General features: G+C 73.7%; 13 protein-coding genes, 1 pseudogene and 1 riboswitch. Of the genes and pseudogenes, 8 read left to right on the top strand and 6 right to left on the bottom strand.

Annotation, left to right across the window (positions count from 1 at the left end; genetic code table 11):
* Positions 1–50 precede the first annotated feature (50 nt).
* Positions 51–896 (bottom strand): hypothetical protein, encoded by an 846-nt coding sequence (locus G3I53_RS11775; protein ID WP_164438312.1) that lies wholly within the window; start codon positions 894–896, stop codon positions 51–53.
* 146 nt (positions 897–1042) lie between these two features.
* Between G3I53_RS11775 and G3I53_RS11770 the strand changes: the two genes are divergently transcribed.
* The 3 genes from G3I53_RS11770 to G3I53_RS11760 all read left to right on the top strand — a co-directional run bounded on the left by G3I53_RS11770 (position 1043) and on the right by G3I53_RS11760 (position 4395).
* Positions 1043–1390 (top strand): hypothetical protein, encoded by a 348-nt coding sequence (locus G3I53_RS11770; RefSeq protein ID WP_164338698.1) that lies wholly within the window; start codon positions 1043–1045, stop codon positions 1388–1390.
* Between the two features lie 27 nt (positions 1391–1417).
* Positions 1418–2641 carry a glutathionylspermidine synthase family protein gene (locus G3I53_RS11765; RefSeq protein WP_164338699.1) on the top strand — a complete coding sequence of 408 codons (1224 nt, stop codon included), beginning with the start codon at positions 1418–1420 and terminating at the stop codon, positions 2639–2641.
* A 167-nt stretch (positions 2642–2808) separates the two neighbouring features.
* A riboswitch (ZMP/ZTP riboswitch) is annotated at positions 2809–2915 on the top strand.
* Positions 2916–2946: 31 nt separating this feature from the next.
* Entirely contained in the window at positions 2947–4395 is a 1449-nt protein-coding gene (locus tag G3I53_RS11760; RefSeq protein ID WP_164338700.1) for a glycine hydroxymethyltransferase, read from the top strand.
* An 81-nt stretch (positions 4396–4476) separates the two neighbouring features.
* On the opposite strand, the gene G3I53_RS11755 is transcribed toward G3I53_RS11760, so the two are convergent.
* From G3I53_RS11755 to G3I53_RS11745, 3 genes are all read right to left on the bottom strand, one after another.
* Positions 4477–5250 (bottom strand): hypothetical protein, encoded by a 774-nt coding sequence (locus G3I53_RS11755; protein WP_203616939.1) that lies wholly within the window; start codon positions 5248–5250, stop codon positions 4477–4479.
* A gap of 194 nt (positions 5251–5444) precedes the next feature.
* Positions 5445–6368 carry a hypothetical protein gene (locus tag G3I53_RS11750; RefSeq protein ID WP_164438310.1) on the bottom strand — a complete coding sequence of 308 codons (924 nt, stop codon included), beginning with the start codon at positions 6366–6368 and terminating at the stop codon, positions 5445–5447.
* Positions 6365–6976 carry a sigma-70 family RNA polymerase sigma factor gene (locus tag G3I53_RS11745; RefSeq protein WP_164333234.1) on the bottom strand — a complete coding sequence of 204 codons (612 nt, stop codon included), beginning with the start codon at positions 6974–6976 and terminating at the stop codon, positions 6365–6367. Before G3I53_RS11745 ends, G3I53_RS11750 begins: the two co-directional genes overlap by 4 nt.
* A gap of 131 nt (positions 6977–7107) precedes the next feature.
* On the opposite strand from G3I53_RS11745, the gene trpS reads away from it, so the two are divergent.
* Both trpS and G3I53_RS11735 read left to right on the top strand, forming a co-directional pair.
* Positions 7108–8121, top strand: a complete 1014-nt coding sequence (gene trpS, locus G3I53_RS11740) for a tryptophan--tRNA ligase (protein WP_164333235.1) — start codon at positions 7108–7110, stop codon at positions 8119–8121.
* 200 nt (positions 8122–8321) lie between these two features.
* Entirely contained in the window at positions 8322–8900 is a 579-nt protein-coding gene (locus tag G3I53_RS11735) for a 2'-5' RNA ligase family protein (RefSeq protein WP_164333236.1), read from the top strand.
* Positions 8901–8942: 42 nt separating this feature from the next.
* On the opposite strand, the gene G3I53_RS11730 is transcribed toward G3I53_RS11735, so the two are convergent.
* Positions 8943–9698, bottom strand: a complete 756-nt coding sequence (locus G3I53_RS11730; protein ID WP_164438309.1) for a decaprenylphospho-beta-D-erythro-pentofuranosid-2-ulose 2-reductase — start codon at positions 9696–9698, stop codon at positions 8943–8945.
* 278 nt (positions 9699–9976) lie between these two features.
* On the opposite strand from G3I53_RS11730, the gene G3I53_RS11725 reads away from it, so the two are divergent.
* Complete coding sequence (locus G3I53_RS11725; protein ID WP_164333743.1) at positions 9977–10903, top strand: YihY/virulence factor BrkB family protein; 927 nt, start codon at positions 9977–9979, stop codon at positions 10901–10903.
* Here G3I53_RS11725 and G3I53_RS11720 read toward each other — a convergent pair.
* Positions 10851–12134 (bottom strand): D-alanyl-D-alanine carboxypeptidase, encoded by a 1284-nt coding sequence (locus G3I53_RS11720; RefSeq protein WP_343240604.1) that lies wholly within the window; start codon positions 12132–12134, stop codon positions 10851–10853. The two genes, G3I53_RS11725 and G3I53_RS11720, sit on opposite strands and share 53 nt — an antisense overlap.
* 169 nt (positions 12135–12303) lie before the next feature.
* Here G3I53_RS11720 and G3I53_RS33835 point away from each other — a divergent pair, with 169 nt between their 5' ends.
* Positions 12304–12552, top strand: a complete 249-nt coding sequence (locus G3I53_RS33835; protein ID WP_318653109.1) for a hypothetical protein — start codon at positions 12304–12306, stop codon at positions 12550–12552.
* 88 nt (positions 12553–12640) lie between these two features.
* Positions 12641–13076: pseudogene (locus tag G3I53_RS11715) on the top strand (metallophosphoesterase); the annotation flags it as partial.

Raw genomic sequence — 13076 nt, 5'->3', positions numbered from 1 at the left:
GCCGGTCCGTCCCCGAGCCGGTCCGTCCCCGAGCCGGTCCCGGCGGGCCCTCAGCCGGCCTCCCGTGCGGCGGCCCCGGCCTCCTCCGGTGCCTCCCCGAAGCGGCTGAGCGCCAGCGCGCCCACCACCGCCACGGCGAAACCGAGCACCGCGAGCCAGCCCCACCCGGGGCGGGTGCGGTCGCCCAGCCAGACCACGCCCGCCAGCGCCGGACCGACCGTCTCCCCGAGGACGAGCCCGGCCGTGGCGGCGGTCACCGAGCCGCGCTGCAACGCCGAGGTCAGCAGCAGGAACGCGGCGCCGCCCCCCAGCACCAGCGCGTACGAGGCCGGGTTGGCGAACAGGGAGGGCAGCGAGACGTCGTCGATCAGGCGGACCGACACCTCCACCACGCCGAAGCCGAGCCCGGCCCCGAGACCGAGGACGCCCGCCCGGGCCCGTTCCGGCAACCGTCCGCCCGCCGCGCCGAGCAGCAGCACCGCGGCCCCCGTGCCGAGCATCGCCCAGCCCAGCCAGCCCGGCCCCGCCAGGTCCCCCTCGGCCCCGGAGGCCAGCCCGAGCATCGCGAGCCCCGCGCACACCACCGCCACCGCCGTCCACTCGGCGCGCTTCAGCCGCACCCCCAGGAGCAGCGCCGCCACGACCGCGGTCACCGCCAGACTGGCCGCGAGAGCCGCGCCGACCGCGTAGATGGGCACCGCCCGCAGGGCGACGATCTGCAGCCCGAACCCCAGCCCGTCCAGGGCCAGTCCGGCGATGTAGCGCCACTGCCGCAGGGCCCGCAGGAGCAGCATCACGTCGCCGCCGGGGTCCGTGTCCGCCGCCGCGCGGGCGGCGACGGCCTGCAGCACCGTCGCCGTGCCGTAACAGACCGCCGCACCAAGGGCGCACACCATGCCAAAGAACACAAAACGACAGTAGAGCCAGAGCCGCGGAAGGGCCCTGCGGCACACGCCGTCGCACGAGTCTCTAGGCTGTCCGCCGCGAGCCGGGGAGCGGATGCCCGGCCGTGGACACACGCATACAAGGGGGATTGGCCGACATGGCGGAAACGCGACGGCGACTGCGGTCCAGCACGGTGGTACTCGGCGGGATGGGGGTTCTGGCGGCGGCGCTGTCCGCGTGCGGATCCGACCCCGACCGGCGCTGCGTGGACCGCGACAGCTACGACTACCTGAAGGGCTACAGGGTCGTCGCCGACAAGAACTGCAAGTCGTCCTCCGGCGGGTCCTCCGGGACCGCCGGGAAGAACCGCAAGAACCGCGGCGGCGACGCCGATTGGTACTACGACGCCGACGTCAGCCGCGGCTACGCCGACAACGGCACCTTCAGCCGCAGCGCGGCCGTCGACCGGGGCGGCTTCGGCTGCTCCGGCGGCGGGGGCGGCTGAGCGGCCCGGCGGACGAAGGACCCGACCGTGGAACGCCGCACCCTCACACCCCGCCCCGGCTGGCAGCAGACCGTCGAGGAACAGGGGCTCATCTACCCGCTCACCCTGCCCGCCGAGCACGAGGCCGCCCGCGACGCCGGGCAGCCCGTGCCCGACGACGCCTGGGTCCCCTACTGGGACGAGAGCGCCCACTACGTCTTCACGCTGGACGAGGTCGAGGCGCTGGAGGAGGTCGTCGAGGAACTGCACCGCATGTGCCTGGAGGCCGCCGAGCACATCGTCACCGAGGACCGCTTCGCCGACCTCGGCATCACCGACCCGCGCGTGGTCCGCGCGGTCACCGAGGCGTGGCAGCGGCGCGACGAACTGCCCTCCCTCTACGGCCGCTTCGACCTGCGCTACGACGGCACCGGACCGGCCAAGCTGCTGGAGTACAACGCCGACACGCCCACCTCACTGGTGGAGGCCGCCTCCCCGCAGTGGTTCTGGATGGAGGAACGGTTCCCCGGCGCCGACCAGTGGAACTCCCTCCACGAACGCCTCGTCGACGCCTGGAAGAGGCAGGCCGCGCTGCTGCCGCCCGGCTCCCCCCTCTACTTCGCCCACTCGTCGGCCGACGAGATCGGCGAGGACCTCATGACCGTCGCCTATCTCAAGGAGACCGCCGAGCAGGCCGGGCTGGAGACCGACTGGATCTCCGTGGAGGAGATCGGCTGGGACCGCATCGCCGGCCGCTTCGTGGACAAGCGGCTGCGCTTCATCCGCAGCATCTTCAAGCTGTACCCGTGGGAGTGGCTCACCACCGACCGCTTCGCCGACCACGTCCTGGAGACCCTCGACAACGGCGGCGGCACCGGCAGCACCCTGTGGATCGAGCCGGCCTGGAAGATGCTGCTGAGCAACAAGGCCCTGCTCGCCATCCTCTGGGAGCTGCACCCCGGCCACCCCAACCTCCTCGCCTCCTACCTCGACGGCCCCCGCGAGCTGGCCCGCACCACCGGGTACGTCGCCAAGCCGCTGCTGGGCCGCGAGGGCGCCGGGGTGACCGTCCACCGGCCGGGCGAGGCGCCCGCCGTCCGCGACGAACGCTGCTGCTACCAGGAGCTCGCGCCCCTGCCCGACTTCGACGGCAACCACGTCGTCCTCGGGACCTGGGTCGTCGAGAACGAGGCCGCCGGACTCGGCATCCGCGAATCCGCCGGCCTGATCACCGACGAGTACGCGCGCTTCCTGCCGCACGTGATCCTGTAGCCCTCCAGCACCCCCGGCAGCACGCAGGTCACGGCTCGGCCCCGCCCGGGACGTCCACGACACCCGGAGCGGGGCCGAGCGGCTTCGCGGCCCGCTCCACGGGCCGCGGCCTGGGCTCCCGCATCGTGGACGCCCGGCCACGGCACCGGGTGCCGCCCGGTACGCTGACCTCGGGTCGTGACTGGCGTGCTGGGATGGAGCAACCATCGGGAAGCGACCCCCGGGCCCGTGCACCACCGGGACCGGCACCGTGCCGTGCGCCTGGGCCGCACCGTGAACGCCGAACGCCACGTCCGGAGGTCCCCATGTCTGCCGAGCCCCTCTCCACCGCTTCCACCGCCTTCCGCTCCGCCCTCGACGTGATCCGCTCCGTCGAGCCGCGCGTGGCCGACGCGATCGGCCAGGAGGTCGCCGACCAGCGCGAGATGCTCAAGCTGATCGCCTCCGAGAACTACGCCTCCCCGGCCACTCTCCTGGCGATGGGCAACTGGTTCAGCGACAAGTACGCCGAGGGCACCGTCGGCCGCCGCTTCTACGCCGGCTGCCGCAACGTCGACACCGTCGAGTCGCTGGCCGCCGAGCACGCCAAGGAACTCTTCGGCGCCCGCCACGCCTACGTCCAGCCGCACTCCGGCATCGACGCCAACCTCGTCGCCTTCTGGGCGGTGCTCGCCGACCGCGTCGAGGCGCCCTTCCTGAAGAAGACCGGCGTCCGCCAGATCAACGACCTCTCCGACGCCGACTGGGCCGAGCTGCGCCAGGCGTTCGGCAACCAGCGCATGCTCGGCATGTCCCTGGACGCCGGCGGCCACCTCACCCACGGCTTCCGCCCGAACATCTCCGGCAAGATGTTCGACCAGCGGTCCTACGGCACCGACCCCGCCACCGGGCTGCTCGACTACGAGGGGGTGCGCGCCACCGCCCGCGAGTTCAAGCCGCTCATCATCGTGGCCGGCTACTCCGCCTACCCCCGGCTGGTGAACTTCCGGAAGATGCGGGAGATCGCCGACGAGGTCGGCGCCACGCTGATGGTCGACATGGCGCACTTCGCCGGTCTCGTCGCCGGCAAGGTCCTCACCGGTGACTTCGACCCGGTCCCGCACGCGCAGATCGTCACCACCACCACCCACAAGTCGCTGCGCGGCCCGCGCGGCGGCATGGTCCTGTGCGACGACTCGCTCAAGGACCAGGTGGACCGCGGCTGCCCGATGGTCCTCGGCGGCCCCCTCCCGCACGTGATGGCCGCCAAGGCGGTCGCCCTGGCCGAGGCCCGCCGCCCCGACTTCCAGGACTACGCCCAGCGCATCGTGGACAACTCCCGCGCCCTCGCCGAGGGGCTGACGCGCCGCGGCGCCACCCTGGTCACCGGCGGCACCGACAACCACCTCAACCTGATCGACGTCGCCACCTCCTACGGCCTCACCGGCCGTCAGGCCGAGGCCGCCCTGCTCGACTCGGGCATCGTCACCAACCGCAACGCCATCCCGGCCGACCCCAACGGCGCCTGGTACACCTCCGGCATCCGCATCGGCACCCCCGCGCTGACCACGCGCGGCCTGGGCACCGGCGAGATGGACGAGGTCGCCGGTCTCATCGACCGCGTCCTCACGGCCACCGAGGCCGGCACCACCAGCAAGGGCGCCCCCTCCAAGGCCCAGCACGTCCTGGACCCGAAGGTCGCCGACGAGATCTCCCAGCGCGCCACCGACCTCGTGGCGGGCTTCCCGCTGTACCCCGAGGTCGACCTCGGCTGAGGCCGCGGGGGCGGGCACCGCGCCCGCCCTTCCCGGCATCCGGCGGCGGCCCGCACCCCCGTGGCGGGCCGCACCCCGGACTCACAGGTCGAGCAGCTCCTGCCGCGGCCCCGGCTCACCTCCCCGGCCGCCCGGCCGCCGCCGTGGGAACGGCAGCCGCGTCACGTACGGGCGCAGCAGCAGGGCGAGCACGGCCCCCGTCGCCGCTCCCGGTATCGCCCACCACCAGCCGGTGCCACCGGCCGCCGCCCGCGGCGGGGCCTGCGCGGAGGCGGCGGAGCCGTCGGACTCCGTGCCGGAGGCGCCGTCGTCCGAGCCCGAGCGGCCGGCCTCCGCCTCCGCCTCCGCCTCCCAGGGCACCGGGTAGATCGCGGAGTTGGTGCCCGCCTCGGACGCCGGGCCCATCAGCCCCAGCTCCTTCAGCAGCGCGCGCAGCGGACCCGGACGGGCGGCACGCCGCCACACACCGGTGGTCGGCTCCTCCGTGAACCTCTGCTCCGTGTGGATCCACACCACGTCGCCGTCCTCCGCGGGGAAGACCCGGTCCACCCGCCACGGCGACACGTCGTGCAGCATCCAGGTGACGTTGATCAACAGGGCTGTGACACCGGCCTCCCGGGGCATGTCCCTGACGCCCCGCTCCGGCGGGCCCAGCAGCTTCTCCAGCTCGGCGTACTCCTTGTCGGTGTGGGTCAGCGCCGCGGACTCCCCGCTCGGCGGTGAGACGAGCAGCACGCTCGTCGGCCCGCCGGCGGCCGCGGGCGACGCACCCCACATCAGCAGCGCCGCACACACCGTCACCACCCCGAGCCCCGACGTCAGTCGTCGGAACCCGCCCTTCCACCACTCGCGCATCCGGACCCCCACTCGGCCGGCCGATCCCCGTGCGGCCCGCCCACGGGCCGCCTGTCACTTCTGGTACACCGCCCGGGCCGCCGGGGTTCCCACCGAGCCGCGACGAGAATCCGCGAGCTACAGAGCTACAGAGCAACAGAGCCACAGAGCTGCAGAGCTGCAGAGCTGGCGAGCCCGGGCCGGGCCCCGAGCGCTCAGTCGTCCCCCGCCCCGTCCCCCGCGCCGTCCCCCGCCCCGCCCGGCTCCAGGGACCGCGCGGCCTCCAGCGACCGCGCGATCTCCAGTGCCCGCGCCTTCGACGCGACCCCCTCCAGGCGCAGCGTCACCCCGTCCGGCGCCGCACCGGCCCCCTCGGCGCTGCCGCCGCCGACGGTCCACAGCAGGGTCGGCCCGGCCGTGCGCTGCCTGCCGGCGAAGCGGTGGCCGTCCGCGTCCACCAGCCGGAGCGTCAGCCGGTGCGGCCGGGCGAACCACAGCAGCGGGCCGGACTCCCCGGCGCCGCCCCCGCTCGGGGTCAGCCACTCCGGCTGCTCGGCGACCAGTTTCACGAACGTCGGGTCCAGGCGGCCCGGGAACTGGTCCAGCCGGATGGTGCGGCCCTCCTCGCGCCAGCACAGGCTCACCAGGGACCGGCCGCGCGGCAGCCCGGTCAGCGTGACCGCCTCCGGTGTGCCGAGCGCCCCGGGCACCAGCGGCGGGAACCCGGCCCGCTGCTCGGCCCGCCCCAGCGTGACCGACGGTCCGCAGCCCGGCACCCGCGCACCCGGCGAGGGCACCGCCGAGGGGTCGTGGCGCACCTCGACGCCGCCGAAGGCGAACCAGTCGGACACCGTCGCCCGCACCGGGGGCGTCAGGACGAGCACCGTCAGCAGCCCGCACAGGGCGGCGACCAGCGACCGCCACCGCAGCCGCGCCCACTGCCGCACCGCCCGCAGCCGTGTCCGGACGCCCCCGGCCGGCGCCGCCGGGACCGGCGCGCCCTCGGCCAGTATCCGTTCCAGCACGCGCTCGGCCATGGACTCGGGGGACGCGGTCCCGCCCGGCCCGTCCAGGGACCGGCCGAAGGCGCGCAGCTCCTCCCGCAGCCGGGCGGCCTCGTCGGGGCTCGGCCCGCTCATGCCCGCCCACCCCCTTCCCCGGTCTGCCGGGGCACCCGGGGCCCGGGGTGCGGCCCGGTGTCCGGGGAGATCCCGGGCCGGAAGTCCGGCAGCAGGCGCTCCAGCTTGCGCAGGGCGCGGTTCAGCCGCGACTTGACCGTGCCCCGGGGCCAGCCGAGGGCCTGGGCGGTCTCCCGCTCGTCCATCTCCAGCAGATAGCGGTACGTCACGACCAGCCGGTGTTCCTCGCTCAGTTTCTCCAGGGCGGCGGCCAGCACCGCGCGGCGCTCCGTCTCGAGCGTCGCCACCGCGGGGTCCGCCGCATCCGGTATCAGCGGGTCCGCCTCCGTCAGGGCCGCCTCCCGGTCGGCCAGCCGGTGGCGGCGCGCCGCGGCACGCACGGTGTTCCGCGTCTCGTTCGCCACGATCGACAGCAGCCACGGCCGGAACGGCATGTCGTCGCGGAACCGGCCCAGCGAGCAGTACGCCTTCACGAAGGCCTGCTGGACCACGTCCTCCGCGTCCGGCCCCGCCCCGAGCGCGGCGGCCGCCCTGAGCGCGATGCCCGTGTGGGCGCGCACCAGCTCCGCGTACGCCTCCGGCTCTCCGGCGCGCACGCGGGCGATCACCGCGGCCTCATCGACGGTGCGGCCCCCCTCCCGCGTCCTCACACCTTTGTTACACCGCCGGGCCGGGATCGGTTCCCACCTGTTTCCGGTCGGTTCCGGAGGGCCTCCCGGGACCTGAGAGAATGGGCCCCATGGCGACTGACCGACCCCGTGTTTTCTCCGGAATCCAGCCCACGGCGGGCTCCTTCCACCTCGGCAACTACCTCGGCGCCGTCCGCCAGTGGGTGGCCCTGCAGGAGACCCACGACGCGTTCTACTCGGTCGTCGACCTGCACGCGATCACGATCCCGCAGGACCCGAAGGAGCTGCAGGCGAACACCCGCCTGGCCGCCGCCCAGCTGCTGGCCGCGGGGCTCGACCCGGACCGGTGCACGCTCTTCGTCCAGAGCCATGTGGCCGAGCACGCACAGCTCGCCTGGGTGATGAACTGCCTCACCGGCTTCGGCGAGGCGGCCCGCATGACCCAGTTCAAGGACAAGGCCGCCCGGCAGGGCAGCGACCGCGCCTCCGTGGGCCTGTTCACCTACCCGGTCCTCCAGGTCGCCGACATCCTGCTGTACCACGCCGACGAGGTGCCGGTCGGTGAGGACCAGCGCCAGCACATCGAGCTGACCCGCGACCTCGCCGAGCGCTTCAACGGCCGGTTCGGCCCCACCTTCACCCTCCCCAGGGCGCACATCCTCAAGGAGACGGCGAAGATCTACGACCTGCAGGACCCGACGGTCAAGATGAGCAAGTCGGCGTCCACGCCGAAGGGCCTCATCAACCTGCTCGACGAGCCGAAGGCCACCGCGAAGAAGGTCCGCAGCGCGGTCACCGACACCGACACCGTGATCCGCTACGACGTCGAGGACAAGCCCGGGGTGAGCAACCTCCTGACGATCCTCTCGACCCTCACCGGGACGGGCGTCGCCGAACTGGAGGAGCAGTACACCGGAAAGGGCTACGGCGCGCTGAAGACGGACCTGGCCGAGGTCATGGTCGACTTCGTGACCCCCTTCCGGGAGCGCACCCAGCAGTACCTGGACGACCCCGAGAGCCTCGACGCGATCCTGGCCAAGGGCGCGGAGAAGGCTCGCGCCGTCGCCGCGGAGACCCTGGCCCTCGCCTACGAGCGGGTCGGTTTCGTGTCCGCCAAGCACTGATCCGGGCGTCCGGGGCGGCGCGGAGCCGGCGCACTGAACACGCCCCGGGCTCCGATCCGTACCACCGCACAGCGCTGCACATCACTCCGGCTGCGCCTGCCCGCGGCCGGGCCGGAGTCGTACAGTCGATATCCGGGTGACCGTCACGACGGTCACCCGGAGCTCACCGGAGCTTCACCACCACAACGACAGGAGACGACGTGGGGACCGTAACGATCGGCGTGTCGATCGCGGTCCCGGAGCCTCACGGCAGCCGGCTTCAGCAGCTGCGCGCGGGCTTCGGCGACGCCGCGGCTCACGGTATCCCCACGCATGTCACGCTGCTGCCGCCGACGGAGGTCGACGCCGCGATCGTCCCGGCCGTCGAGGCGCACCTGAGCGAGGTCGCCGCGAGCGGCCGCCCGTTCCCCATGCGGCTGTCGGGCACCGGCACCTTCCGGCCGCTGTCGCCGGTGGTGTTCGTGAAGGTGGTGGAGGGCGCGGAGGCCTGCGCCTGGCTTCAGGGGCGGATCCGGGACGCCTCCGGTCCGGTCGCCCGGGAGCTGCAGTTCCCCTACCACCCGCACGTCACCGTGGCGCACGGCATCGAGGAAGCGGCCATGGACCGGGCCTTCGAGGAGCTGTCCGGTTACGAGGCCGAGTGGCCGTGCACCGGGTTCGCCCTCTACGAGCAGGGCGCCGACGGGGTGTGGCGCAAGCTGCGCGAGTTCCCCTTCGGGTCGCTGGTCGTGCCGCCGCAGGCCGGCCACGTCGACCGGGGGTCCGTCTCCGCCTGCTGACCCCGCCCCCGCCCCGCGCCCCGGCCGCGCGGCGCCGCGCCGTCAGACGTGCAGCCGCCGGTACAGCGCGCGCGGCAGGTGCCGCAGGGCCGCCGAGACCAGGCGGAGGACGCCGGGCACCCACACCGTCTCCGCGCCGCGCCGCAGGCCCAGTTCGACGGCCGTGGCGACGGCCTCCGGCGTGGTGGCCGGCGCCGGTCCGGGCAGGCCGGCGGTCGCGCGGGTGCGCACGAATCCGGGCCGGACCACCATGACGTGCACGCCCGTGCCGTACAGCGCGTCGCCCAGGCCCTGGGTGAAGGTGTCCAGGCCCGCCTTGCTGGAGCCGTAGATGAAGTCCGCGCGGCGGGCGCGTTCGGCCGCGACGGAGGACAGCACCACCAGGGAGCCGTGTCCCTGTGACTGCAGGGCGCTCGCGCAGACCAGTCCGGAGGAGACCGCGCCGGTGTAGTTGGTCTGCGCCACCCGTACCGCGGCCAGCGGGTCCCGCTCGTCGTGGGCCTGGTCGCCCAGGGTGCCGAAGGCCATCAGCACCAGGTCGATGTCGCCCTCGGCGAACACCTTGCCGAGCGCGCTCTCGTGGGAGGCCGGGTCCAGCGCGTCGAACGCGACGGTGCGGACCTCGGCGCCGAGTCCGCGCAGATGGTCCGCGGCGGCGTCCAGGGCGGGGGAGGGGCGGCCCGCCAGCCACACGGTGCGGGTGCGGCGGGCGATCAGCCGCCGGACGACGGCGAGCGCGATCTCGGAGGTGCCGCCGAGGACGAGCACGGACCGGGGCGGACCGGAGGCGACCTTCACGACAGCTCCTCGGGGTGCGTGGTCCGCGGGGGCGCCGGCCGGGCGGCGGCGGGGGCGGTGCGGCCCCCTCCCCTGGCGGGAACGGTGTGGGCAGGCATGCCGATGACCGTATCGCCCCTATATATGCGACCCCGTGAGGAACATCACGACCATCCCCGGTATGGGCGATTAGTGGTATGTCACTTCATTGCGCCGGAGGTGGCCCGGACCCGACCCGGCCGCGGGACGTCCGGGGTGTGCGGCACTTTGGTCCGGCAGAACCGGGGCAGAGTCGCTTCATGGACTGGCTGAAGAAACTCCCGCTGGTGGGGCCGTGGGTGGCGCGGCTGAGCCGCACCCACGCGTGGCGCTCGTACGAACGGCTGGACCGCGTGCACTGGACGCGGCTGGCGGCGGCGATGACCTTCACCAGCTTCGTGGCGCTGTTCCCGCTGCTCACCGTGGCCGCCGCGATCGGCGCCGCCACCCTCAGCGCCGAGCAGCAGACCACCCTCCAGCAGAAGATCGCCGACCAGGTGCCCGGCATCTCCGAGCAGCTCGACATCGAGAGCCTGGTGCAGAACGCGGGCGCCATCGGCCTCATCGCCGGCGCCGTGCTGCTGTTCACCGGCATCAGCTGGGCCGGGTCCATGCGCGCGTGCCTGCGCGCGGTGTGGGAGCTGCCGGACGAGGAGGAGAACCCGCTCTGGCGCAAGGGCAAGGACGCGGGCATCCTCGTCGGACTCGGCGGGGCGCTGCTGATCACCCTGGTCGCCTCCACCGTCGCGTCCGCCCTGGTCGGCCGGATCAGCGACGCGATCGGGCTGGCGGAGGGCGGCTGGGGCGGCGCCGTGCTGCGGGCCGCCGCCTTCGCCGTGGCCGTGGGTGCCGACTTCCTGCTGCTGCTCTACGTCCTCACCCTGCTGCCCGGGGTGGAGCCCGCCCGGCACCGCCTGCTGGTCGCCGCGCTCACCGGCGCGGTCGGCTTCGAACTGCTGAAGCTGCTGCTCAGCGGCTACATGCAGGGCGTGGCCGCGAAGAGCATGTACGGCGCGTTCGGCGTCCCGGTGGCCCTGCTGCTGTGGATCAACTTCACGTCGAAACTCGTCCTGTTCTGCGCCGCCTGGACGGCGACGCCGAGCGAGGAGGCCGGGCCGGACGGCGCGGCGCCCGTCACGGACGCGAACGGCGGCGCACCAGATCCGGCAGCGGCCACCGGCGGTTGACCAGGAACACCCCGCCGGCCAGCAGCACCAGCACCCCGCCGGTGATGCCGAGGGCGACGCCCATGCCGCCGGAGCCGCCCGCCGGCGCGCTCGCCACCGGCTTCGACCCCGCGCCGACGCCGTCCGCGGCCCCGCCCGCCTCACCCGGGGAGGCGGAGGCGCCCGGCCGGCCCGCGCCCTTCACCGCGCTCCTCGGCGGGACCAGTTCGCCCACCGGCTCGACCTTCCCGGCCGCCTTGAAACCCCAGTCGAACAGCTTCGCGGTCTCCTTGTAGACCTCGTTGCTCTCGTCCTTCTCCGGGTTCATCACGGTGACGAGCAGCACCCTGCCGTCCCGCTCCGCGACCCCGGTGAAGGTGGCGCCCGCGTTGGTGGTGTTGCCGTTCTTCACGCCCGCGATGCCCTGGTAGACGGGGACGTCGGAGGCGCCGGCGAGGAGCCGGTTGGTGTTCTGGATCTCGAAGCTGCCCCGGACCTTCTTGCCCTTCTTGTTCTTCTTCGTCTCACCGGGGAACTTCGCGCGGACCGTCGAGCAGTACTCCCGGAAGTCCTTCTTCTGCAGCCCCGACCGGGCGATCAGGGTCAGGTCGTAGGCGGACGAGACCTGGCCCGGGGCGTCGTAGCCGTCCGGGCTCACCGCGTGGGTGTCGAGGGCCTGGAGCTCCTCGGCGTGCTCGTTCATCTGCCGGACGGTGTTCTCCACGCCGCCGTTCATGGCGGACAGCACGTGCACCGCGTCGTTGCCGGAGCGCAGGAAGACACCCAGCCACAGGTCGTGGACGGTGTAGGTCTCGTCCTCCTTTATCCCGACCATGCTGGAGCCGGAACCGACACCGGCCAGGTCGGAGGGGACCACCGTGTGCTTCTCGGAGCGGGGCCACTTCGGCAGCAGCGTGTCGGCGAACAGCATCTTCAGGGTGCTCGCCGGGGCCAGCCGCCAGTGCGCGTTGTGCGCGGCCAGCACCTCCCCGGACTCGGCGTCGGCGACGATCCAGGACCGGGCCGACAGACCCTTCGGCAGCACCGGGACGCCGCCCGCCAGGTTCACCTGGGTGCCCGGCTGCCCGAGGCGGGGCCCGCCCACCGCCGACATCTTCGCCGGGGGCGTGGCCGACGGGCTCGTGGACGGCGACGGGGCCGCGACCGCGCCGGGTGCGGTCAGGGCGGTGGACAGCAGGACGGCGGACGTGACCAACAGCGAACGTACGGCGGTCTTCTGGGGTGCGGACACGGTCGGAAACGTACCTGCCGCGGCCGGTGACGTCCCCACCCGGGTCCCACCCCGCGCAAGGATCCGGACAGCCGGTGGCGATACTGGACGGGTGTGCCCGTCCTGGGGACGGGTCCCGGAGTCCCGGCCGGCTGCGGCTGCCCGGCGTTGTGAGGAAAGGTCTGCTGTCGTGAAGCTCAGCCGCCCCGTGTCCTGGTTCCTGCTCGCCTTCGGGGTGTGGAGCTGGGTCATCTGGATCACTTTCGTCAAGAACCTGGCCAAGGACGGCAGCGGGCTCGCGTTCGAGGACGGCGACCCGACCGCGTACTTCTGGGTGCACCTGCTGCTCGCCGTCGTCTCCTTCGTATTGGGGACGGTCATCGGGGTCATCGGGTTGCGCGGGGTGCGCGCACTGAGCCGGACCTCACGGGAGCCGTGACGGGACGGCGGACACGGTGACGGGAACAACGGCACCGCCCGGAACGTCGAGCACATAGGAACAACGGGAAGAACGGGAACTCCGCACCGTGGTCATCGTCTTCGTCCTCGTCGCCGTGCTGGTGCTGGCCGTCCTGGTGACGGCCAACTGGTACCTGTGGCGACGCCTCTTCCGGGACACCACCCGGGGCCCCGGCGCCGTGCGCCGGACCGGCGCCGTGGTGATCGCCGGCGGCTGGGCGGTGACCGTCGGGGCGTTCGTCGCCGGGCGGGCCGGCGCCCCGTTCTGGCTCCAGCAGACGCTGGCCTGGCCCGGCTTCCTGTGGCTGGCGTGCGTGCTCTACCTGGTGCTGGCGACGGTGGCGGGCGAGCCGCTGCGTCCCCTGCTGCGGTGGATCCTCGCGCGGCGGGCGAAGTCCGCAGCCCCGGAAACCGCCCCGGAAACCGCCCCGGACGACGCTCCCGGCGACGGCCCGGACGAGCCCGCCCGGCCGATACCGGCCGGCGCCACGACCGCCGCGCCGG

Source organism: Streptomyces sp. SID14436, from assembly GCF_010548465.1.
Taxonomy (GTDB): domain Bacteria; phylum Actinomycetota; class Actinomycetes; order Streptomycetales; family Streptomycetaceae; genus Streptomyces.
The sequence above is the reverse complement of the archived record's forward strand: the minus strand, read 5'-3'. Positions and strand labels throughout refer to the sequence as shown.

What these genes read in the sequence shown, in the direction of transcription:
- G3I53_RS11775 (WP_164438312.1), bottom strand. Translation starts at nt 896, where the DNA reads ATGGTGTGCGCCCTTGGTGCGGCGGTCTGTTACGGCACGGCGACGGTG.
- G3I53_RS11770 (WP_164338698.1), top strand. Translation starts at nt 1,043, where the DNA reads ATGGCGGAAACGCGACGGCGACTGCGGTCCAGCACGGTGGTACTCGGC.
- G3I53_RS11760 (WP_164338700.1), top strand. Translation starts at nt 2,947, where the DNA reads ATGTCTGCCGAGCCCCTCTCCACCGCTTCCACCGCCTTCCGCTCCGCC.
- G3I53_RS11755 (WP_203616939.1), bottom strand. Translation starts at nt 5,250, where the DNA reads ATGCGCGAGTGGTGGAAGGGCGGGTTCCGACGACTGACGTCGGGGCTC.
- G3I53_RS11750 (WP_164438310.1), bottom strand. Translation starts at nt 6,368, where the DNA reads ATGAGCGGGCCGAGCCCCGACGAGGCCGCCCGGCTGCGGGAGGAGCTG.
- trpS (WP_164333235.1), top strand. Translation starts at nt 7,108, where the DNA reads ATGGCGACTGACCGACCCCGTGTTTTCTCCGGAATCCAGCCCACGGCG.
- G3I53_RS11725 (WP_164333743.1), top strand. Translation starts at nt 9,977, where the DNA reads ATGGACTGGCTGAAGAAACTCCCGCTGGTGGGGCCGTGGGTGGCGCGG.